The sequence below is a fragment of the Pseudofrankia inefficax genome, assembly GCF_000166135.1.
Lineage (GTDB): Bacteria > Actinomycetota > Actinomycetes > Frankiales > Frankiaceae > Pseudofrankia > Pseudofrankia inefficax.
The window spans coordinates 1,237,254-1,258,810 of record NC_014666.1; the positions used below are offsets into that span (position 1 = coordinate 1,237,254).

A 21,557-nucleotide genomic window follows, 5' to 3' on the forward strand; every position below is an offset into this window, starting at 1 on the left:
GCTACGGCCGACGGAGCGCCAGGTTGGCGATGACGGGAAGGTGGTCGCTGCCGTCGTTGCCGCCGCGGTGGTAGCCGGTGATCGCGAACGCCGGTGAGGCGAGCACGTGGTCGATCCGGATGACCGGCGGCAGGGTCAGGTCGGCCGGCCAGGTGGGCTGCCACCCGGCGCCGGTGACGTCATGGGCGTCCCTGACCCCGGAGTCCAGCAGGTGGCGGAACGGGCGATGATCCCGGGTCGCGTTGAAGTCGCCGGCCAGCACGACCGGCAGCGGTGAGCTCCGCACGTCGGCGGCGAGCTGGTCCAGCTGGGCGCGCCAACGCTTCGTGTAGGCCGTGGTCGTCGGCGAGATCGTGTGGACGGCGAACAGCTCGAACCGCTGGCCGTCGCCGACCGTGACCGTCATCCGGGCCATCGGCTCCCCGCCGACCACGGGCGCGCGCACGGCCGACAGCGGGAACCGGGAGAAGACGGCGTACCCGAACGCCCCCAGGTCCTGGTGGACCACGCGGTATGGGTAGGGCTTCAGCGCGCCGGAGCCGTCGATGCCGGCGAACGTCAGCGGGGAGACCTCCTCCAGCACGACGATGTCCGGGTGCTGGGCCGCGATCTGCGGGGCGAGATCCTGAGCCCGCGCGTTCGAGTACTGGAGATTCGCGGCGAGCAGGCGGACCGAGACGGCGCCCGCTGGGACATCGTCGGGGCTGCTCGGCCAGAGCTCCGGCACCGTCCAGAACAGGTGCAGCCCGATCAGCGGCACGGCGGCGAGCATCAGCAGGTTGCGCCGCAGCCCGAAGCCGACCGCCGCGGCGGCGTACGCGGGCAGGTACACCAGTGGCGTCAGCGCGTTCACCACCGAGTACGGGTAGGCCAACGCGTCGTCGAGGTGCGTCAGCCGGCCCAGCGCGAGCAGCGCCAGGACGGCCAGCACGAGCCACGTCAGCCAGCCGAGCACCGTGCGGCCCGCGGGCGGGCGCCGAACGTCGTGCTCGCCGCCGAGCGCGGTCCCGTCGGCGGTCCGGTCGTTCGCCAGGTCGGCCGCCGTCTTGCCGGGGCTCTCCCCCGAAGTCACCACGTGACCAGAGTGCCCGTTTCGCGCGCCTGCATCACCCTCGGCCCCCCCGCCGCGCCGAGGAGATCACCGTCACACCCGTCCGCCCCGAGGTGACTCGGGCCGGACGCCTAGTCGAGCGGGCCTGGCCTGCGCGACGTCGGGAAGCGGTCGACGATCTGCGCCGCGTCGGCGCGCCATTCCTGGACGTCCGCCGACGTGGCCCGGTACGGCGCGAAGGCGGTGTCCAGCTCGCGCAGCTTGTCGGTGACCCGGACCGACGACACCGGCCCGGCGAACTCGACGGCACGCTGGCCGGCCTCCAGCGCGGCCTCCAGGTCGGGGGACTGGCCGCGCAGGTAGGCGATCGCGAGGTCCGCCTCGGCGTAGCTGCGGGTCCTGGCGCGGCTGGAGTCCTGCAGCACCCGCGCCTCGACCAGGTACTCGGCGGCCCGCTCCGGCCGGTCCAGCAGCAGGTAGCAGTGGCCGACGCACTCGGCGACGTCGCCCGCGTTGTAGTGCGCGGCCCAGGCCGGCTCGTCGGCATCCGCGCCGCGTCCGATGGCCCGCTCCATCGCGTTCAGCGCGCCGACGCAGCCCGCCTCGTCCTTCGCCTGCGCGCAGGCCCAGGCGTGTTTGTCGTACAGCATCGCCTCGACCGTCGGCGCGGCCCTGCGGTGCGCGCGGTCGACGGCCGCCCGCGCCATCGACAGGCCCTGGCGCTCGTAGCCGAGCCGAGCGGCCTGGTCGCTCATGGCAGCCAGCACCCGCCCGGCCAGCTGGGCGTCGTCGGCGTGCTCGGCGAGGCTGAGCGCCTGGATGTAGTAGCGCTGGGCGAGAGCCTGCCGGTCGCTGTCCTGCGCGAGCCAGCCGCCGAACTGGGTGAGCTCGGCGAGCGCACCGCACAGGTCGGCGTCCGGGTTGTCGCGCATCGCGGCCCGGGTGCGGTCGTGCAGGAAGGTCACCACCTGGGACCGGATCTCCCCGCTGCCGAACCGCGCGTCCAGCCGGCGGAAGGTCTCCGTCATGTCTCTGATCATGGCGGCGCTGCTGGTCGAGACCTCCGTGCTCAGCTGCATGGCCCGCCGGACGACGCCGGTGATGCTCGACAGCACCGGCTCGGCGAACGCGCTGGCGACGAAGGCCGGCCCGTCCTGGAGCATGTCGCGACGTCGCATGTCCCTGCCCGTGAGCCCGGCCAGTGTCCTGACGGTCTCGACCGGGGCGTCGGCGACGTTCAGTCCAAGGTCCTCGCGCCCGTAGTGCTCGCCGCGCCAGCCGAGGTCGGCCGGCAGCACCGGGTAGCCCACCAGCGCCGACACCTCGGCGGCCGCCAGCTCGGCCACCATCGGGTCCCGGGGCCGCATCCCCCGCCGCCAGTGCCCCACGGTCGTGCGCGCCAGACCGAGCTCGATCCGCCGGTGGTGGCGGGCCCGGCTGTTGACCTGCTTCGCGAACCGGGTGTCCGACATACCCGTCTCACGGAGCAGGCGGTCGAACACGGTTGATGCTGCAGGGTCGTTGGCAGGCGTGGAGCTGGACATCGAACCCCCGGGATCGAATCCTGTCACTGAAAGTGGGAGAGCCGTCGCCTGGCGCATATCCAGGGCCAGAAAGTAGTGGACTCGTGACTTCTCTCCGAGAGAGTGTGCATAGTCCCAGGCGAATGCACAGGCTCGGGTAGCCGCGTGTCGTGGTTCCTGCTCGGTTCTGTGACGACAACGCCCCTCTGGCTGCCCCACAAACGGACATCCAGTCGCGAAAGGTGCACTTATTGAGCGCGGCCCCGGTCGCCCGCAGGTGCCGTCCGGTGCGGCCCAGCCGGGGCGCCGGGACTGGCACTGAGGTGTGTAAGACCGCTCACCTTGGCGGTCACCGCGACCCCTGAACCGGTAAAGCGGGATTAGGCACTCGTGTGCGTCAGCGGGTCGGGCCCGATCGCGATCGGCCACCCGAAATCGGCCCGCCACACCCCGACCGACCGGCCGCCGCCCGGCCGGGTGGGTCGCCGGGAGGGCGGGAGTGCCCATCTGGTAAGGCATTGTGAGTTATGCGGCTAGCGTCACGCCGCCGATCATCGGGCATGTCGCGGCGACCGATGACACCATGTCAAGAGCACTGGACACCTGATTGTGTTGGCTACGGAGGCCCCAAGGCGTGAACATCGTCGTTACCGTCAAGCAGGTTCCTGATACCTGGGCGGAGAAGAAGCTCGACGCCGCGGACAAGACGGTCGACCGCGTCAGCGTCGACAACGTCATGAACGAGATGGACGAGTACGGGGTCGAAGAGGCCCTCAAGATCAAGGAAGCGCACGGCGGTGAGGTGACCGTCGTCACGATGGGCCCGGCGAAGGCCGTCGAGACGATCCGCAAGGCCCTCTCGATGGGCGCGGACAAGGCGGTTCACCTGACCGACGACTCGCTGCACGGCTCGGACGCGCTGCAGACGTCCGCCGCGCTGGCGAAGGTCATCGCGACGCTCAACCCGGATCTCGTCATCACGGCGACCGAGGCCTCTGACGCGCGCGGTGGCGTGATGGGTGCGCTTCTGGCCGAGCGGCTCGGGCTCCCGCAGCTCACCCAGGCCCGCAAGGTGACTGTCGACCCGGGTGCCAGCAAGGTCACCGTCGAGCGGCTGGCCGACAACGGCTACGCCCTCGTCGAGGCGAGCCTGCCGGCCGTCGTCGGCGTCGTCGAGAAGATCAACCAGCCGCGGTACCCCTCCTTCAAGGGCATCATGGCCGCGAAGAAGAAGCCGCTGACCACGCTCTCGGCCGGTGACGCCGGCCTGGACGGTGGGTCGGTCGGTCTCGCGGCCGCGGGCTCGACGGTCGTCGACGCCAAGCCGGCGCCGCCGCGGCAGAGCGGCACGATCGTCAAGGACGAGGGTGACGGCGGAACGAAGATCGCCGACTTCCTCGCGGCGCAGAAGCTCATCTGAGGGGTATCGAGAGAAATGGCAGAGGTTCTCGTTCTCGTCGAGCATGCCGACGGTGAGCCGAAAAAGGTCACCGGCGAGCTGCTGACGCTGGCCCGCTCGCTCGGTGAGCCGGCCGCGGTGTTCGCCGGCGGCGCCGGCACCTACGCGAAGGCCAAGGCATACCTGGCCGAGTACGGCGCCGCCAAGGTCTACGTCGTCGAATCCGACGACGTGGCCGACTACGTCGCGGCCCCGGTCGCCGAGGTGCTCGCCAAGCTGGTCGTCGACGCCACGCCGACGGCGGTGCTGGTCGCCGCGACGTCCGACTCCCGCGAGGTGGCGGCGCGCGTGGCCGCGAAGACCGACTCCGGCCTGATCTGGGACGCGGTCGCGGTCGACGCGGACCTGACCGCCACCCAGGGCGTCTTCGGTGGCTCCACGATCGTACATTCCAAGATCACCAAGGGCACCCCGGTGATCGTGGTCCGCCCGAACTCGACCGCCCCGGTCGCCGCCCCCGGCTCGCCCGCCGAGGTCACCGTCGACATCGCGATCTCCGACGCCGCCAAGGGCGCGAAGATCGTCGACCGGGTGGCCGAGGCCAAGTCCGGCCGGCCGGACCTCACCGAGGCGCAGGTTGTCGTCTCCGGTGGTCGCGGCCTCGGTGCCGCCGAGCACTTCGCCCTGGTGGAGAAGCTCGCCGACACCCTCGGCGCCGCGGTCGGCGCCTCCCGCGCCGCGACCGACGCCGGCTGGTACCCGCACCAGAACCAGGTCGGCCAGACCGGCAAGACCGTGTCGCCGCAGCTCTACATCGCGGTCGGCATCTCCGGCGCCATTCAGCACCGGGCCGGCATGCAGACCTCGAAGACCATCGTCGCCATCAACAAGGACCCCGAGGCGCCGATCTTCGAGTTCGCCGACTACGGCCTGGTGGGCGACCTGTTCAACGTCGTCCCGCAGCTGACCGACGAGGTCGAGAAGCGCAAGGGCTGATCGCTGGGCCTGTCCCGACGGCCGGGTGACCACTCCGCGAAGGGGTGGGACCCGGCCGTCCTGCTGTCCGGAGTGCCCCGGAGCCGCCGCGAGCCCCCGGGGCCCGGCTCGCGGGATTCGGGAAATCGGGGTCGGCGGGCGGTGCCGGCGGCGATGATGGAGCGATCGAACGCCACCGCGGCACGTGGCATCCGGCCCAACCCGCGGGCGACGCCGTCGTCGCGTATGTGCGTTCCCCATCCGCGGAGGTGGGCCGTGCGGACCTTCGATCTCGACGCCTTCGACGCCTTCGACCCACACGAACGGCCCGGCGAGCAGCTCCTGCCCTGGGAGATGTGGGAACGGGAGCGGCCGTGGCGTGAGGACTCCACTCCCGTCGCCGGGACCCGGTCGGTGCCACCACCTGGCGCCGCCGGGGAGCCGCGATCAGGCCCGATCGCGCCTGCGTAGTGGCCAGATGGTCAAAGATTGCCGTCGGCAACCTCGGTGGATCCGCCAAGATGCGCGATGATGACGCCTCGGCGCTATCCGGATCCAGGACCGAGGAAGAGGACGACTGAGCACGATGGCGGCGGACGGTAATACGGGCACGTATAGGGTGACGAGCTCCACCGAGCGGGTGACGGTGACCTCTGGCCCGGTGACCACCACGACGACCACCAGGGTCACGATGACGGCCGAGGGACTCGGCGCGGGACGTCATCGCGCGGCTCTGGCGCTCGACATCGGCGGTACCAAGCTCGCCGCTGGAGTCGTCGACGCCACGGGCTCCGTACTCGGCCGGGCCCGGCGGCCGATGCCGAAGACCCTCGATCCCGAGGTGACGTTCGCGGCGGCCGTCGACTGCCTGCACGCCGCCCTCGGCGACGCCGGCCTCGGTGGCCGGTACGACTACGCGGGCCTCGCCGGTCTCGGTGTCGGCTGCGGTGGGCCGATGCAGTGGCCCTCCGGCGAGGTCTCGCCCCTGAACATCCCGTCCTGGCGCGACTTCCCCCTGCGGGCCCGGCTGCGGGACGCGTTCGGCGAGATCGGGGTGCTCGTGCACAACGACGCGGTCGCGCTGGCCGTGGGCGAGCACTGGACCGGCACCGGGCGCGACGCCCGCAACCTGCTCGCGCTGACCGTCTCCACCGGCGTCGGCGGCGGTCTGATTCTCGACGGCCGGCTCTTCCACGGCCGGTCCGGCAACGCCGGGCATGTCGGCCATCTCGTCGTCGACCCGGCCGGGCCCGACTGCGTCTGTGGCGGTGTGGGCTGCCTCGAGGCGATCGCCTCCGGTCCGCGCACGGTCGCCTGGGCCCTGGACGAGGGCTGGCGGCCGGAACCGGCCGCGTCCGGCTCGGCTGCCCCGGGCGCTTCGGCCGCGGCCACCGGCGACCCGCCGGCTGGTCCGGACTCGGCCGAGGCCGGCGGGGCTCGGGCCGGCGCGGTCGGGAGCGGCGCCGAAGGGGACGGGAAGCCGGCCGCCGACGGCTACGCCCTCGCGGCCTCGGCCGCCGCCGGAGACAAGATCGCGCGGGCGGCGCTCACCCGGGCTGGTGACGCGGTCGGCGTCGGGCTGGCGTCGTGCGCGGCGACCTTCGACCTCGACCTGATCACCGTCGCCGGGGGATTCTCCCAGTCCGGCCCGATCTTCTGGGACGCGCTGCGGGCCGCCTTCGACCGGCACGCCGGCATGGAGTTCGCCCGCGCCGTCCGGGTCGAGCCCAGCTCGGCCCCGGCCGACGTCGCCCTGCGCGGTGCCGCTGCCTTCATCCTCGCCCCCGACCGGTACGCCTGGGTCGGCTGACCCGGTCGCGGGCCGGTGCCAGCCGAGGACCTCGGGCCAGGAGGCGGAGCGTGACCGGCGCGATCAGCCCACCCGGACGGACCGGTCAGCGAGGGTGACGACGTCGCCGCGGCTCAGCTGGCGGCCGCGGCGGGTCTCGACCTCGTTGTTCACCTTCACGAGGCCCTCGGCCAGGAGCGGCTTGAGGTCGCCGCCCGACTCGACCAGGTCCGCCAGCTTGAGAAACTGGCCCAGCCTGATCATCTCGTCCCTGATCTTGATCTCGCGCACCGCACCAGCATGCCGTACCCGGCCCGCGGCCGGCGGTCGCGGTTCATGGACCGGGCTGAATCAACCGGCTGGGCCTGGATCAACCGCCTGCTGGGCGATGGCTCGACAGGTGGCGGAAGGGCCACGCGTGCGGCGCGCGGCGCAGGAGATCGGCTGGCGGGTCGGGGAGCCGGGCGGCAGGGCCGGCGAACCGCGCGATCACGACCACCCGGTCGTCGGAGGCGTCGAAGACCTCGACCCGCAGGCAGCCGGGCTGCGTGAGCAACGCGGGCACCGCGCGCTCCCGTACCCACCCGAGCAGCTCCGGCAGCCGAGCCGGCGCCGCCCGGACCTCCCACATCAACGTGTCATGTGGGCGGGTCTCGGCGTGCCCGGTCTCATTCGTGCCCGTCATGGGGTGAGCCCGCTCACCTGGCCGGGTCCAATGGTCATGGGTCCTTCTTCCACTCCCGGCGCGTCTGCGCAGGATCAACCGGTGAAGCCGCCGTCGACGGGGATGACCGCGCCGGTCAGGCCGCCTGCGGCGGGGGAGCAGAGGAACGCCGCCGCGGCGGCGACCTCGGTGGGGTCGAGCAGGCGGCGCAGGTAGGCGTGCTGGGCGAACTCGCCGGGATCCGTGAGGCCGTACACGGTCGCGGTTTCGGCGAGCATCGTCGTGTCCATCGAGCCCGGGCAGACGACGTTGGCCGTCACGGTCGTGCCCGCCAGATCAGCCGCGATGCTGCGGACCAGACCAATCACCCCGTGTTTCGACGCCGCGTAGGCGGCAAGGCGGGCGAGCGGGCGGGTACCGGCCGCCGAGCTCACCGCGACGAATCGTCCAGCGGGGGCGCGCAGCAGCGCCGGAATGGTCGCGCGGGCGGTGGTGAGAACGCCGGTCAGATTGACGTCGATCAGCAGCCGCCACGCCTCGTCGTCGGTCTCCCAGCCAGGGGGCCCGCCGGCGATCACCCCGGCCGCGGCGACGACCGCGTCCAGCCGGCCGAACCGGCTCAGCGCCAGGCGTACGGCGGCATCCAGTTCGGCCTGGATCCGGACATCGGCGCGCACCGCCACCGCTGCTCGGCAACCGGCGGCGGTCTCCTCCAGCTGCGCCCGGGTCGCGAACGGATAGGGACGCATGCCGTCGGCAGCCGCGGGGCCCGGCGCGTCTGCGGTGTCGGCGTCAGCCGGCGCGCCGGTGTTCTTGTGGCCGGCGGGCCTGGTTTCGGTGCCGCTGCCGTCCACCGCGATGTCGACGAGGACGAGCCGGTAGCCGGCGGCGTCGAGTGCCCTGGCCACGGCCGCGCCGAGGCCGCGTGCCGCTCCAGTGATCAGAGCGACGGGCGGGCCGTCGGCCGGTTCTTGGCCCGCCGCCTGGTCGGGGGTGCTCGGCGCCGTCATCGGTCCCTCCGTGTGTCGGGGTGCCTGGAGCTCGGGCGCGCCGCGGGCCAGGACTCGATGGTGCTGACCGCGTCGGAGACGAGGGCGTCCAGCAACGCCACGCCTTCCGCGGCGCTCGCCCCTGTCGGGTCGCCGAGCACGCCGGACGGGCTGAGGGGCAGGACACCACGCTCAACCAGATCGGGGAGCGCCGGGCTCGGCCCGCGAGTCGCCGCGTCCGGACGGACCAGCTCCGGCGCCAGGTGCAGCATCAAGGATGTCTCCGCTCGACCCGCGTGCAGGTCGCCGACGGCGCCCGGGACGCCCACGGCGGAGGCGACCGCCGCCCGCGGCGCCCAGACGAGCACCCGTCGGCCCTCCGCGGTGAGCAGCCGGACCGCCCCCCGCAACGCGGTCGCGTTCCCGCCGTGGCCGTTGACCAGCACCATGCCGGCGGCCGTGTCGTCCGCGGACCGCACGAGCTCGATGAGCGCCATTTCTAGGGCGGCCGTGCCGAGAGAGAGGGTGCCGGGGAAGCCGGCATGTTCGCCGCTCGCGCCATAGCCGAGGGGTGGCGCGACCAATGCCCCCGGCAGCCGTGCCGCCACCGCCGCCGCGACGGCCACCGCGATCCGGGTGTCGGTGTCCAACGGAAGATGCGGCCCGTGTTGCTCGGTGCTGCCCAGGGGAAGCAGGACGATCGGGAGCGGGCCGTCGATCTCGGGCCAGCGCAGCTCGCCGAGCTGGCGGGAGGGCGAGTTGGTCATCCCTGCCAGCATGCCGCGAGCACGGGTCTGGTGCGCTGTCGCGTCGATCCGGCGTCCGCCGACTCCGGGTCGTCGCCGCCACCGAGAGGGGAGCTCGCCCCGGCCGGCGCACCGCCGGTGGCGTCGCCCGACGCTCCGGACGGAGCCCGCGGCGACCGCCGGGCCAGGGGAGTGGCGGGCGTCACGGCCGGCTCCTCGACATGCGCCGCGAGTCTGTGTACAGTTAGCGACCGCTGCTCCTTACGGCGCACTGCGCTGGCAGGGCTCGGATCGGCACGGCAGTCGGGTGGTGACACCCCCGGTGGCGGATCGATCGAAGCTCAGGAGTATGGTTCTGACGAAGCCCCGGTAGTGAGGCCCGCAAAGCGGGCCATCGCCTTCCGTTGGGCAAACTCAGCACTTGGAGACGCCTCCAGCCGTTTGGGCTGGATTTGGCTTCTTCGTTGCGGATAGAGCAAGAAGTGGCGGTCGCCGACGCAAGTCGGGGCGATTTGACACCTAGCAAGAAGGCTCGCTAACCTCAAAAGCGAAAGTTCGGGCGGCTCTCCAGAAGAGCCACGAACTTCCGCCGAAGTAGCTGGCGGGCTGGTGAGAGCGCAAAACACCTCACACCGAGGAAATTTGACAGACTCTCACCGGAAACAGTACGGTAACACCGAACACGAACCGCCAGAGCGATCTGGGGGTCACGGTTCAGAGCGATACCCGGTGAGCCCGGGTCACTTCGTGAAAGCCGCGAGAGCGGCGGCAGCGAGCGTGTCCGCTCCTTGAGAACTCAACAGCGTGCCATAGAAGTCAGTGCCATATAACCCCGTCTGTGGGTGGCGCTGGTCTGGGCTCTCCTTTTGGGGGGTTTGGGTTGGTGTTGTCTGCAGGTGGTTTTGTAATTCCTTTGGCATATGACGGGATTTTCTACGATCTCGTTTTTTATGTCAGGGCATCTCCCATCGGGGAGTTCAAGCATCGATGGAGAGTTTGATCCTGGCTCAGGACGAACGCTGGCGGCGTGCTTAACACATGCAAGTCGAGCGGACCTTCGGGTCAGCGGCGAACGGGTGAGTAACACGTGGGCAACCTGCCCCAGACTTTGGAATAACTCCGGGAAACCGGGGCTAATGCCGAATATTCACATCTTCGGGCATCTGGTGGTGTGGAAAGATTTATCGGTCTGGGATGGGCCCGCGGCCTATCAGCTTGTTGGTGGGGTGACGGCCTACCAAGGCGACGACGGGTAGCCGGCCTGAGAGGGCGACCGGCCACACTGGGACTGAGACACGGCCCAGACTCCTACGGGAGGCAGCAGTGGGGAATATTGCGCAATGGGCGAAAGCCTGACGCAGCGACGCCGCGTGAGGGATGACGGCCTTCGGGTTGTAAACCTCTTTCAGCAGGGACGAAGCGAAAGTGACGGTACCTGCAGAAGAAGCACCGGCCAACTACGTGCCAGCAGCCGCGGTAATACGTAGGGTGCAAGCGTTGTCCGGAATTATTGGGCGTAAAGAGCTCGTAGGCGGCTTGTCGCGTCGGCTGTGAAAACCCGGGGCTCAACCCCGGGCCTGCAGTCGATACGGGCAGGCTAGAGTCCGGTAGGGGAGACTGGAATTCCTGGTGTAGCGGTGAAATGCGCAGATATCAGGAGGAACACCGGTGGCGAAGGCGGGTCTCTGGGCCGGAACTGACGCTAAGGAGCGAAAGCGTGGGGAGCGAACAGGATTAGATACCCTGGTAGTCCACGCCGTAAACGTTGGGCGCTAGGTGTGGGGGACCTTCCACGGCCTCCGTGCCGCAGCTAACGCATTAAGCGCCCCGCCTGGGGAGTACGGCCGCAAGGCTAAAACTCAAAGGAATTGACGGGGGCCCGCACAAGCGGCGGAGCATGTGGCTTAATTCGATGCAACGCGAAGAACCTTACCAGGGCTTGACATGCGGGGAAATCCTCCAGAGATGGGGGGTCCTTCGGGGTCCCGCACAGGTGGTGCATGGCTGTCGTCAGCTCGTGTCGTGAGATGTTGGGTTAAGTCCCGCAACGAGCGCAACCCTTGTCCTATGTTGCCAGCGGTTCGGCCGGGGACTCATAGGAGACTGCCGGGGTCAACTCGGAGGAAGGTGGGGATGACGTCAAGTCATCATGCCCCTTACGTCCTGGGCTGCACACATGCTACAATGGCCGGTACAATGGGCTGCGATACCGCGAGGTGGAGCGAATCCCAAAAAGCCGGTCTCAGTTCGGATCGGGGTCTGCAACTCGACCCCGTGAAGTCGGAGTCGCTAGTAATCGCAGATCAGCATTGCTGCGGTGAATACGTTCCCGGGCCTTGTACACACCGCCCGTCACGTCATGAAAGTCGGTAACACCCGAAGCCGGTGGCCCAACCCTTGTGGAGGGAGCCGTCGAAGGTGGGACCGGCGATTAGGACGAAGTCGTAACAAGGTAGCCGTACCGGAAGGTGCGGCTGGATCACCTCCTTTCTAAGGAGCGCATGCCGTTTCCGGATGTTCATGCCGGACGGTTGCTCACTGGCGTGGAATGCTGACTTCGAGATGCTGCCTGTTCTGGGTGGCTGGTGGCTAGTACTCCTTGTTTCTGCGGTTTGCCGTGGGGGTGGGGGTGGAACGGGCCGGTCGTCTGGTGGGTGGTGTCGTGTGGTGCGCTGTTGGGTCCTGAGGGAGCGGAAGCTTCTTCGGCGGCCATCTGCCCCCATGTCCTCAGGTTTGAGGGTGTGGGGGCTGGTTGCGGTACGGACCAGTCACTCTGTGAAACTGCCCTTTGGGGTGTGTCCGGGTTTGTGGTTGGGGTCGTCCGTTCTTTGAGAACTGCACAGTGGACGCGAGCATCTTTGTGGCCAAGTTAGTAAGGGCGCACGGTGGATGCCTTGGCACCAGGAGCCGATGAAGGACGTGGGAGGCTGCGATATGCCTCGGGGAGCTGTCAACCGAGCTGTGATCCGAGGATTTCCGAATGGGGGAACCCGGCAGGATGCTAAGTCCTGTCACCACCATCTGAATATATAGGGTGGTTGGAGGGAACGCGGGGAAGTGAAACATCTCATTACCCGCAGGAAGAGAAAACAACCGTGATTCCGCGAGTAGTGGTGAGCGAAAGCGGATCTAGGCTAAACCTGTGTCGTGTGATAGCCGGCAGGCGTTGCGGCATAGGGGTCGTGGGATTTTCCGGGGAAGGCTGCCGCTTTCCCAGAGAGTGATAAAACAGGTTGTTAGTCGAAGGACTTGCGAATGGTCCGCCACAGAAGGTAACAGCCCTGTAGGCGAAAACAGTCTGTCTCTCGGAATTTTTCCCAAGTAGCACCGAGCCCGTGAAATTCGGTGTGAATCTGGCGGGACCACCCGCTAAGCCTAAATACTCCCTGGTGACCGATAGCGGACTAGTACCGTGAGGGAAAGGTGAAAAGTACCCCGGGAGGGGAGTGAAATAGTACCTGAAACCGTGTGCCTACAATCCGTCGGAGCTGGGTCTTCGGGCCTGGTGACGGCGTGCCTTTTGAAGAATGAGCCTGCGAGTTTGCGGTGTGTGGCGAGGTTAACCCGTTGTGGGGTAGCCGTAGCGAAAGCGAGTCCGAATAGGGCGTTTGAGTCGCATGTCTAAGACCCGAAGCCGGGTGATCTACCCATGGCCAGGTTGAAGCGCGGGTAAGACCGTGTGGAGGACCGAACCCACCAGTGTTGAAAAACTGGGGGATGAGCTGTGGGTAGGGGTGAAAGGCCAATCAAACCCGGTGATAGCTGGTTCTCCCCGAAATGCATTTAGGTGCAGCGTCGTGTGTTTCGTGCCGGAGGTAGAGCACTGGATGGGCTAGGGGGCCGACAAGCTTACTGAACTCAGCCAAACTCCGAATGCCGGTACGTGAAGCGCGGCAGTGAGACTGCGGGCGATAAGGTTCGTAGTCGAGAGGGATACAGCCCAGATCGCCAGCTAAGGCCCCTAAGCGTACGCTAAGTGGAAAAGGATGTGGAGTCGCACAGACAACCAGGAGGTTGGCTTAGAAGCAGCCACCCTTTAAAGAGTGCGTAATAGCTCACTGGTCAAGTGATTCCGCGCCGATAATGTAGCGGGGCTCAAGCGTACCGCCGAAGCTGCGGCATTCGCACGTGTAGCCTAGCTGCCTCCTTGTGGGGTGGTTCAGGTGTGTGGATGGGTAGGGGAGCGTCGTGTGGCGTGTGAAGCGGCCGAGTGATCGAGTCGTGGATGCCACGCGAGTGAGAATGCAGGCATGAGTAGCGAATGACGGGTGAGAATCCCGTCCGCCGGATGACCAAGGGTTCCTGGGGCAGGTTCGTCCGCCCAGGGTGAGTCGGGGCCTAAGGCGAGGCCGACAGGCGTAGTCGATGGATAACGGGTTGATATTCCCGTACCGGCGCTGGTGCGCCAATGCTGAATCTTCCTGTACTAACCTCCCGCGATGGTCCTTTCGGGGATCGGAGTGGTTGGGATCTTGGGGGGTAGTAGGCAAGCGATGGGGTGACGCAGGAGGGTAGTCCATCCCGGGCGGTGGTTGTCCCGGGGTAAGCGTGTAGGACGACGTGTAGGCAAATCCGCATGTCATAGGTCTGAGACGTGATGCCGAGCCGATTGTGGCGAAGTGGATGATCCCATGCTGTCGAGAAAAGCCTCTAGCGAGTGCCAGGGCCGCCCGTACCCGAAACCGACACAGGTGGTCAGGTAGAGAATACCGAGGCGATCGAGTGAACTGTGGTTAAGGAACTCGGCAAAATGCCCCCGTAACTTCGGGAGAAGGGGGGCCACCACCGGTGAGAGAACATGCTTCTGGAGCTGGTGTGGGCCGCAGAGACCAGGGGAAAGCGACTGTTTACTAAAAACACAGCTCCGTGCGAAGCCGTAAGGCGATGTATACGGAGTGACGCCTGCCCGGTGCTGGAACGTTAAGGGGACGGGTTAGCTCTTCGGGGCGAAGCTCAGAACTTAAGCGCCAGTAAACGGCGGTGGTAACTATAACCATCCTAAGGTAGCGAAATTCCTTGTCGGGTAAGTTCCGACCTGCACGAATGGCGTAACGACTTTCCTGCTGTCTCAACCACAGACTCGGCGAAATTGCACTACGAGTAAAGATGCTCGTTACGCGCGGCAGGACGGAAAGACCCCGGGACCTTTACTGCAGCTTGATATTGGTGTTCGGTCCGGCTTGTGTAGGATAGGTGGGAGACTGTGAAGCAGCCACGCCAGTGGTTGTGGAGTCATTGTTGAAATACCACTCTGGTCGTGCTGGATGTCTAACCTAGGCCCGTGATCCGGGTCAGGGACAGTGTCAGGTGGGTAGTTTAACTGGGGCGGTTGCCTCCTAAAGAGTAACGGAGGCGCCCAAAGGTTCCCTCAGCCTGGTTGGCAATCAGGTGTCGAGTGCAAGTGCACAAGGGAGCTTGACTGTGAGACCGACGGGTCGAGCAGGTGCGAAAGCAGGGACTAGTGATCCGGCGGTGGCTTGTGGAAGCGCCGTCGCTCAACGGATAAAAGGTACCCCGGGGATAACAGGCTGATCTTGCCCAAGAGTCCATATCGACGGCAAGGTTTGGCACCTCGATGTCGGCTCGTCGCATCCTGGGGCTGGAGTAGGTCCCAAGGGTTGGGCTGTTCGCCCATTAAAGCGGTACGCGAGCTGGGTTTAGAACGTCGTGAGACAGTTCGGTCCCTATCCGCCGCGCGCGTAGGAGTCTTGAGAAGGGCTGTCCCTAGTACGAGAGGACCGGGACGGACGAACCTCTGGTGTGCCAGTTGTTCTGCCAAGAGCATGGCTGGTTGGCTACGTTCGGAAGGGATAACCGCTGAAAGCATCTAAGCGGGAAGCTCGCTTCGAGATGAGGTCTCCCACAGGGTCAACCTGGTAAGGCCCCCGAGAGATGATCGGGTTGATAGGCCAGAAGTGGAAGCACTGCGAGGTGTGGAGCTGACTGGTACTAATAGGCCGAGGGCTTGTCCTACAAAGATGCTACGCGTCCACTGTGCGGTTCCTGAGGAACGGCAGACCACCCCCGACCCCCTGCTTCTGTGGGGTGTGGTTGGGGTGAGGTGCCGATAACTCAACAGTTTTTCGGTGGTTTTAGCGGGGAGGGTACGCCCGGTCCCATTCCGAACCCGGAAGCTAAGTTCCCCAGCGCCGATGGTACTGCCCGGGAGACCGGGTGGGAGAGTAGGACACCGCCGAAATACCCTTCGGGAACGCCCCCACACCACCGGTGCGGGGGCGTTCCCCATTTCCCGGCCTTTCCCGGAGTGACCGGCACACGGCGACACGGTCCTCGGGCGAGACGGACCCCGCGTCCCGCGCAACGTGCAAGGCCCCCGGCGGCCCGCCCAACCCGATCTCCGCGCACTGCGGAACGAAACGGGTCGCGCGCCTCCACTAGAACAGGCCCGCTCGTTGCGTTCCGCGAGACCGGGAGCGCGCGCCACCGACCCGAAGCGCCCGAGGTCCACAGCAACGGTGGTAGGCCACCACGCAGCGAGAGAACCCCGATCTTCGCCTTCGACCAGCCTCGCTGGCCGACCAAGTCATACGCAGTGGCCGCCGAACTGTGGCGATCCACCGCCACCAGGACGGACTCGAGCAGGCCGGCCGCAGCTGGCCGGATGGGTTCCCGGCTCGTGCCGCACTCCTACCGTCGCACGGCACTGGTGGACGGCAGTGGACGGCACTCGAACCGATCGACCCGCTGTTGGCACAGACCACTCCAACAGCTCCGAGCCAGCCGGTCAGCTCGCCAAGTCATGCTTCGCGGCGGCGATAGGTCACGAACCACCGCCACCAGGTATGACACCGCCCCAGCCCCTACCACCAGATCGCGTGCGACCACCGTCGGCTCGCCTGCCGCGCTGACGAACAGGAAGCTCTGCCCCCAGCACTGGCACCTGGCCTGGGACCCGGACAGCAACGGGCGGACACGTGACTGGGTGTTCCGCGCGGAACACGCAAAGACTCGTGGCCCCCGGTCCGGGCCGGCGATCTTCGCGTTCCGCGGAACGGGCCCGTGATGACCGCCGTGGTGATCGGCGGGGCGGGTGCTGTGAGACACATGGCGGCGGTCCGGTGGCGTCCGATAGATGGACGTCCTACTATCGGGTAGCCAAGCAGGTCGCCTTGCCGCGGGGTGCGGTGTCTCGGAGGTGCATGTCGATGGGTGCGACGTCCGCTCTCCACACGCCGGTCTACCCGTTCCGCGCGGTGACCGCTGGCTCGCTGTTCGACGGCCACGATGCGGCGATCAACATCATGCGGCGGCTGCTGCAGGCGCAGGGGGCCGAGGTGATCCACCTTGGCCACGATCGGGGCGTTGAGCAGGTCGTGGCGGCCGCGGTCCAGGAGGACGTTCAGGCGGTCTTCGTGTCGTCCTACCAGGGCGGGCACGTCGAGTACTTCACGTACCTGGTGGAGCGGCTTCAGGAGCGCGGAGCGGGACACATCAGGGTCTACGGGGGCGGCGGCGGCGTCATCGTTCCCGAGGAGATCGAGCTGCTGCACGCGCGCGGAGTGGCCCGGATCTTCTCGCCGGCGGATGGCCAGCGGCTCGGCCTGCCGGCCATGATCAACCTGACGGTTCAGGAGAGCGACCGCGATCTCGCGGCGCTCACGCCGTCGAGGGACGCGGTGCTGGCCGGGGACGAGGCCTCGCTCGCGCGGGCGATCTCGGTGCTGGAGGCCGGCCGTGACCCGGAGTTCGCGGAGTGGCTGCGCGGTGCGGTCGCGGACCGGACGACCCCGGTGCTCGGCATCACCGGTACGGGTGGTTCTGGCAAGTCGTCGCTCACGGATGAGCTGATCCGGCGCTTCCGGCTCGACCAGGAGGACAAGCTGCGGATCGCGGTCATCGCGGTCGACCCGACTCGTCGTCGCGGTGGCGGTGCACTCCTCGGCGACCGGATCCGGATGAACGCTCTCGGCGATACCGCCGTCGGCGGACCGGTCTTCTTCCGTTCGCTGGCCACCAGGACGGCTGGCCAGGAGGTGCCCGAGCATCTCGCGGATGTGATCGCCGCGACCAAGGCGGCCGGCTATGACCTGGTCATCGTCGAGACCCCCGGCATCGGGCAGGGTGACGCGGCGATCGTGCCGTTCTGTGACGTGTCGCTCTATGTGATGACGCCTGAATACGGCGCCGCCTCCCAGCTTGAGAAGATCGACATGCTGGACTTCGCGGACGTGGTGGCCGTCAACAAGTTCGAGCGGCGGGGCGCCGAGGACGCGCGCCGCGATGTGGCCCGCCAGCTGGTCCGCAACCGTGAGGCGTTCGGCACCCCGTGGGAGGAGATGCCGGTCTTCGGTACCTCCGCGGCCCGTTTCAACGACGACGGCGTCACCGCGCTCTACCAGGAGCTCAAGAGTCTCCTTCGTGGGCACGGACTCCCGCTCGCCAGCGGAGCCCTGCCGACGGTCACGGTGCGCGCCTCCAGCGGGCTGACGACGGTCGTTCCACCGAAGCGGGTCCGTTACCTCGCCGAGGTCGCCGATGCCGTTCGCGACTACCACGCGCGGACCGAGCAGCAGGCCGAGGCCGCCCGTCGGCGGGAACACCTGACAACGGCCATCACGGCCTTGGAAGGCGCGACGGAGGGCGATTCGGCGACTAGCGCGCTGGCCGCGCTTCGGGACCAGGCAGAGGCCGCGCTTAGCCCGGAGATCCGCGAGCAGCTCGCGAACTGGCCGGCACTGGTTGCCGAGCGGTCTGGCGACGAGATGGTCTACCGCGTACGGGACAACGAGATCCGCACGCCGTTGACGAGGACGACGCTCTCCGGAACGAAGGTGCCGCGGGTCGCGGTGCCGAAGATTGACGATGACGGCCGCCTGGTCCGCTTCCTGCGCCGAGAGAACCTTCCGGGGCTCTTCCCGTTCACCGCCGGTGTGTTCCCGTTCAAGCGCGCCGGTGAGGCGCCAGCCCGGATGTTCGCCGGCGAAGGCGACCCGTTCCGGACGAACCGCCGCTTCCATTTCCTTTCCGAGGGCGCCGCCGCGACCCGGCTTTCCACGGCTTTTGACTCCGTCACGCTGTACGGCCGGGATCCCGACACCCGACCGGACATCTACGGCAAGGTCGGTACCTCCGGCGTCTCGATCGCGTCCCTTGACGACATGAAGGCGCTCTACGACGGCTTCGACCTGTGCTCGCCGACCACCAGCGTGTCGATGACGATCAACGGGCCGGCGCCCGCGATTCTCGCGATGTTCCTGAACACCGCGATCGACCAGCAGCTTGCGGCGTTCGTCGAGAAGGAAGGCCGTGAGCCCTCCGCTGCCGAAGCGGCCGCAGTTCGGGCACATGCGCTGACGACGGTCCGCGGCACGGTCCAGGCCGACATCCTCAAGGAGGACCAGGGCCAGAACACCTGCATCTTCTCGACCGAGTTCGCGCTGCGCTGCATGGCCGACCTGCAGGAGTGGTTCATCCAGAACGCGGTCCGCAACTTCTACTCGGTCTCGATCTCGGGGTACCACATCGCCGAGGCGGGGGCGAACCCGATCAGCCAGCTCGCCTTCACGCTGGCCAACGGCTTCACCTACGTCGAGGCCTACCTGGCCCGTGGCATGAAGATCGACGACTTCGCGCCGAACCTGTCGTTCTTCTTCTCCAACGGCATGGACGCCGAGTACAACGTCATCGGTCGGGTAGCCCGCCGGATCTGGGCCGTCGCCATGAAGGAGCGCTACGGAGCCGCCGAGCGCTCGCAGAAGCTGAAGTACCACGTGCAGACGTCCGGCCGGTCCCTGCACGCGCAGGAGATGAACTTCAACGACATCCGGACGACCCTGCAGGCGTTGTGCGCGATCTACGACAACTGCAACAGCCTGCACACGAACGCCTATGACGAGGCCGTCACGACGCCGACCGAGCAGTCGGTGCGTCGAGCCCTCGCCATCCAGATGATCATTGACCAGGAGTGGGGTCTCGCCGGCAACGAGAACCCTCTCCAGGGGTCGTACGTCATCGACGAGCTGACCGATCTGGTCGAGGAGGCCGTGCTCGCGGAGTTCGAGCGGATCTCCGAGCGTGGCGGCGTGCTCGGGGCGATGGAGACCGGCTACCAGCGTGGCCGCATCCAGGACGAGTCGATGCTCTACGAACACCGCAAGCACGACGGCTCGCTACCGATCATCGGGGTCAACACGTTCGTCGCCCCCGCCGGCACTGACGACGCGGCCACGACCCTCGAGCTCGCCCGCGCGACCGAGGACGAGAAGAAGTCGCAGCTGACCCGGGTCACCGATTTCCAGAGCCGGCACCAGATCGAGGCCCAGGCCGCGCTGCGCCACCTGCGCGACACCGCGTCCAGCGGCGGCAACACCTTCGCGGCTCTGATGGACGCCGTCCGGGTCTGCTCCCTCGGTCAGATCACCGACGCCTTCTTCGAGGTGGGCGGCCAGTACCGCCGCAACGTCTGACCCGGGCGGCCGAGCCGACCGACGGGCGGCGGCCCGCGTAGCGGCCCGGCCCCGCGGTCCGCGGGTGCGGCGGCGATCACATCTCAGGGCCGCGGCGGGCCCGATTCGACGGTGCGAGTGGGAATCAATCGTTCGATCGTGGCACTTGGACGCCGTGCCGTTTTGCCTTGACGTCCACACCTGAGATGCAATGGGCGCAAGTTACTACGCCGTAGCGTCGGCGGTGCCCCCGTCGACGCCCGCACCCGCCGGAGCGCCCCCACCGTGCCGCCTCGTAAACCCCTGCCTTTCGACCCGATCGCCGAGGCGCGGCGCCAGTGGACCGCGCACGGATGGGGGGAGACCGCGGACGGGATGGCCGCGATCACCTCGCTGATGCGCGCCCAGCAGATCGTGCTCGGCCGGGTCGACGAGGTGCTGCGGCCGTTCGAGCTGACGTTCGCCCGCTACGAGGTGCTCATGCTGCTGCTGTTCAGCCGGGAGGGCAGGCTGCCGCTGAACCGGATCGGTGTCCGCCTGCAGGTGCACCCGACCAGCGTCACCAGCGCCGTCGACCGGCTGGAGACGCGCGGCCATGTTCGCCGCATTCCGCACCCCACCGACCGCCGCGCGATCCTCGCCGAGATCACCGACGAGGGCCGCACGACGGCGCTGGCGGCCACCGAGAAGCTCAACGGCACCGTCTTTGCGGACCTTGGCCTGCCCGAGGGTGGTATCGACACCCTTGTCGGGCTGCTGAACGAGATGCGCCGCACCGCCGGCGACTTCTGATCCGTCGCGGGCGGGCGGCGCGCCCTCAGAGCACCGACAGGGGCAGCCGGCGGCGCTTGCTGTGGTCGTTGTCGATGATGGGCAGGCTGTGCGGGTCCACCGCGGTCAGCGCGGCCTCACCGTGGCCGAGGACGCATTCCGGGTCCGGGCCGTCCAAAGGCAGGCCGGTGAAGAACTTCGCCGCCATGCAGCCGCCCTGGCAGGCGTCGTAGTGACCGCATGAGGTGCAGGCGCCGGGGTTGTCGGGCTCGCGCAGCTCGGTGAACAGGGCCGAGGTCCGCCACACGTTCGCGAAGCCGCCGTCGTCGAGCACGCTGCCGGCCCGGAAATGGTCATGCAGGGCGAACGGGCAGGCGTATACGTCGCCGACCGGATCGATGAGGCAGACCACCCGGCCGGCGCCGCACAGGTTCAGACCGGGCAATGCCTGGCCGTAGGCGGCGAGGTGGAAGAACGAGTCGCCGGTGAGCACCTCGGGCCTGGCCAGCAGCCAGCCGTGCAGCTCGCGCTGCTGGTCTGCGGTCGGGTGCAGCCGAGCCCACGAGTCCTGGCCGCGGCCGGACGGGCGCAGTCGGGTGATCCGCAGCTCGGCCCCGTAGTCGGCGGCAAGGGCGGCGAAACTGTCGAGCTGGTCGACGTTGTGCCGGGTGACGACGACCGACAGCTTGAAGGCACCGAACCCGGCGGTCGCGAGGTGTTCCATCGAGCGGCGGGCCCGGTCGTAGGAGCCCAGGCCGCGAACCGGATCGTTGGTCATCGCGTCCGCGCCGTCGAGCGAGATCTGAATGTCGACGTAGTCCAGGTCGGCCAGCCGCCGGGCGTTGGACGCGTCGATCATCCCGCCGTTGGTGGAGAACTTCACGCCGACCCCGTGGTCGACCGAGTACTCCAGCACCTCGAAGAAGTCGGGGCGCGTCATCGGCTCGCCACCGCCGACGTTGACGTAGAAGACCTGCAGGTCGGCCAGCTGGTCGACGACCGAACGCATCTGCGCGGTGTCGAGCTCGCGCGGGTCGCGCCGGCCCGAGGACGACAGGCAGTGCACGCACTGCAGGTTGCAGGCGTAGGTCCACTCCCAGGTGAGGCAGATCGGTGCCTCGAGGCCGCGCAGCAGCGTCTGCTGCAGCGACGCGCTCGCCGGCGTCGGCGCGAGGCTCGGGGCTACGGCCAGGTCGGTGACGCTCACAATGGCCTCCGTCGGGCGAAAGCTGGCGGGGTTGTCT

General features: G+C 68.0%; 13 protein-coding genes and 3 rRNA genes. 9 read left to right on the plus strand and 7 right to left on the minus strand.

The genetic code is table 11. The features are described 5' to 3' along the window. Position 1 precedes the first annotated feature (1 nt). Positions 2–1,072: an endonuclease/exonuclease/phosphatase family protein gene (locus FRAEUI1C_RS04930; RefSeq protein ID WP_368411156.1), complete on the minus strand. Its 1,071-nt coding sequence runs from the start codon at positions 1,070–1,072 to the stop codon at positions 2–4. Between the two features lie 110 nt (positions 1,073–1,182). Continuing rightward, positions 1,183–2,523 carry an NsdA family TPR-like regulatory protein gene (locus FRAEUI1C_RS04935; protein WP_438270015.1) on the minus strand — a complete coding sequence of 447 codons (1,341 nt, stop codon included), beginning with the start codon at positions 2,521–2,523 and terminating at the stop codon, positions 1,183–1,185. A 685-nt stretch (positions 2,524–3,208) separates the two neighbouring features. Here FRAEUI1C_RS04935 and FRAEUI1C_RS04940 point away from each other — a divergent pair. The 4 genes from FRAEUI1C_RS04940 (at position 3,209) to FRAEUI1C_RS04955 (ending at position 6,758) form a co-directional block, all read left to right on the plus strand. Next, on the plus strand, positions 3,209–3,994 hold the full coding sequence (locus FRAEUI1C_RS04940) for an electron transfer flavoprotein subunit beta/FixA family protein (protein ID WP_013422181.1): 786 nt from the start codon (positions 3,209–3,211) through the stop codon (positions 3,992–3,994). Between the two features lie 15 nt (positions 3,995–4,009). Further along, positions 4,010–4,969 carry an electron transfer flavoprotein subunit alpha/FixB family protein gene (locus FRAEUI1C_RS04945; protein ID WP_013422182.1) on the plus strand — a complete coding sequence of 320 codons (960 nt, stop codon included), beginning with the start codon at positions 4,010–4,012 and terminating at the stop codon, positions 4,967–4,969. Positions 4,970–5,224: 255 nt separating this feature from the next. Continuing rightward, the gene (locus FRAEUI1C_RS04950) at positions 5,225–5,419 is read left to right on the plus strand and encodes a hypothetical protein (RefSeq protein ID WP_013422183.1); all 195 of its coding nucleotides are present in this window, start codon (positions 5,225–5,227) and stop codon (positions 5,417–5,419) included. Between the two features lie 115 nt (positions 5,420–5,534). Beyond that, complete coding sequence (locus FRAEUI1C_RS04955; RefSeq protein ID WP_013422184.1) at positions 5,535–6,758, plus strand: ROK family protein; 1,224 nt, start codon at positions 5,535–5,537, stop codon at positions 6,756–6,758. A gap of 63 nt (positions 6,759–6,821) precedes the next feature. On the opposite strand, the gene FRAEUI1C_RS04960 is transcribed toward FRAEUI1C_RS04955, so the two are convergent. From FRAEUI1C_RS04960 to mftE, 4 genes are all read right to left on the minus strand, one after another. Continuing rightward, entirely contained in the window at positions 6,822–7,028 is a 207-nt protein-coding gene (locus FRAEUI1C_RS04960) for an RNA-binding S4 domain-containing protein (RefSeq protein ID WP_013422185.1), read from the minus strand. 79 nt (positions 7,029–7,107) lie between these two features. Beyond that, the gene (locus FRAEUI1C_RS04965; RefSeq protein ID WP_013422186.1) at positions 7,108–7,422 is read right to left on the minus strand and encodes a hypothetical protein; all 315 of its coding nucleotides are present in this window, start codon (positions 7,420–7,422) and stop codon (positions 7,108–7,110) included. Positions 7,423–7,496: 74 nt separating this feature from the next. Next, entirely contained in the window at positions 7,497–8,411 is a 915-nt protein-coding gene (locus FRAEUI1C_RS04970) for an SDR family oxidoreductase (protein ID WP_013422187.1), read from the minus strand. Continuing rightward, positions 8,408–9,157, minus strand: coding sequence for a mycofactocin biosynthesis peptidyl-dipeptidase MftE (gene mftE / locus FRAEUI1C_RS04975; protein WP_049807112.1), 750 nt, complete (start codon positions 9,155–9,157; stop codon positions 8,408–8,410). The genes FRAEUI1C_RS04970 and mftE overlap by 4 nt, the downstream gene beginning before the upstream one ends. A gap of 963 nt (positions 9,158–10,120) precedes the next feature. Here mftE and FRAEUI1C_RS04980 point away from each other — a divergent pair. The 5 genes from FRAEUI1C_RS04980 (at position 10,121) to FRAEUI1C_RS05000 (ending at position 20,334) form a co-directional block, all read left to right on the plus strand. Beyond that, positions 10,121–11,626: ribosomal RNA gene (locus FRAEUI1C_RS04980) — 16S ribosomal RNA — on the plus strand. A 372-nt stretch (positions 11,627–11,998) separates the two neighbouring features. Then, a 23S ribosomal RNA gene (locus FRAEUI1C_RS04985) occupies positions 11,999–15,109 on the plus strand. A 109-nt stretch (positions 15,110–15,218) separates the two neighbouring features. Continuing rightward, positions 15,219–15,335: ribosomal RNA gene (gene rrf / locus FRAEUI1C_RS04990) — 5S ribosomal RNA — on the plus strand. The 16S, 23S and 5S rRNA genes sit together here, the layout of an rRNA operon. Before the next feature lie 967 nt (positions 15,336–16,302). Next, positions 16,303–19,563, plus strand: coding sequence for a fused isobutyryl-CoA mutase/GTPase IcmF (icmF, locus tag FRAEUI1C_RS04995; protein ID WP_013422189.1), 3,261 nt, complete (start codon positions 16,303–16,305; stop codon positions 19,561–19,563). Positions 19,564–19,827: 264 nt separating this feature from the next. Then, a complete protein-coding gene (locus tag FRAEUI1C_RS05000; RefSeq protein ID WP_013422190.1) occupies positions 19,828–20,334 on the plus strand; it encodes a MarR family winged helix-turn-helix transcriptional regulator in 507 nt (168 codons plus the stop codon). 25 nt (positions 20,335–20,359) lie between these two features. Here the strand turns inward: FRAEUI1C_RS05000 and mftC are convergent, their stop codons facing one another. After that, complete coding sequence (gene mftC, locus FRAEUI1C_RS05005; protein WP_013422191.1) at positions 20,360–21,520, minus strand: mycofactocin radical SAM maturase; 1,161 nt, start codon at positions 21,518–21,520, stop codon at positions 20,360–20,362. Between the last annotated feature and the right edge of the window lie 37 nt (positions 21,521–21,557).

Bases quoted from the DNA above. Each gene is read 5' to 3' on its own strand.
- FRAEUI1C_RS04935 (WP_438270015.1), bottom strand. From the start codon at position 2,523: ATGTCGGACACCCGGTTCGCGAAGCAGGTCAACAGCCGGGCCCGCCAC.
- FRAEUI1C_RS04945 (WP_013422182.1), top strand. From the start codon at position 4,010: ATGGCAGAGGTTCTCGTTCTCGTCGAGCATGCCGACGGTGAGCCGAAA.
- FRAEUI1C_RS04955 (WP_013422184.1), top strand. From the start codon at position 5,535: ATGGCGGCGGACGGTAATACGGGCACGTATAGGGTGACGAGCTCCACC.
- FRAEUI1C_RS04965 (WP_013422186.1), bottom strand. From the start codon at position 7,422: ATGACGGGCACGAATGAGACCGGGCACGCCGAGACCCGCCCACATGAC.
- FRAEUI1C_RS04970 (WP_013422187.1), bottom strand. From the start codon at position 8,411: ATGACGGCGCCGAGCACCCCCGACCAGGCGGCGGGCCAAGAACCGGCC.
- mftE (WP_049807112.1), bottom strand. From the start codon at position 9,157: ATGACCAACTCGCCCTCCCGCCAGCTCGGCGAGCTGCGCTGGCCCGAG.
- icmF (WP_013422189.1), top strand. From the start codon at position 16,303: ATGGGTGCGACGTCCGCTCTCCACACGCCGGTCTACCCGTTCCGCGCG.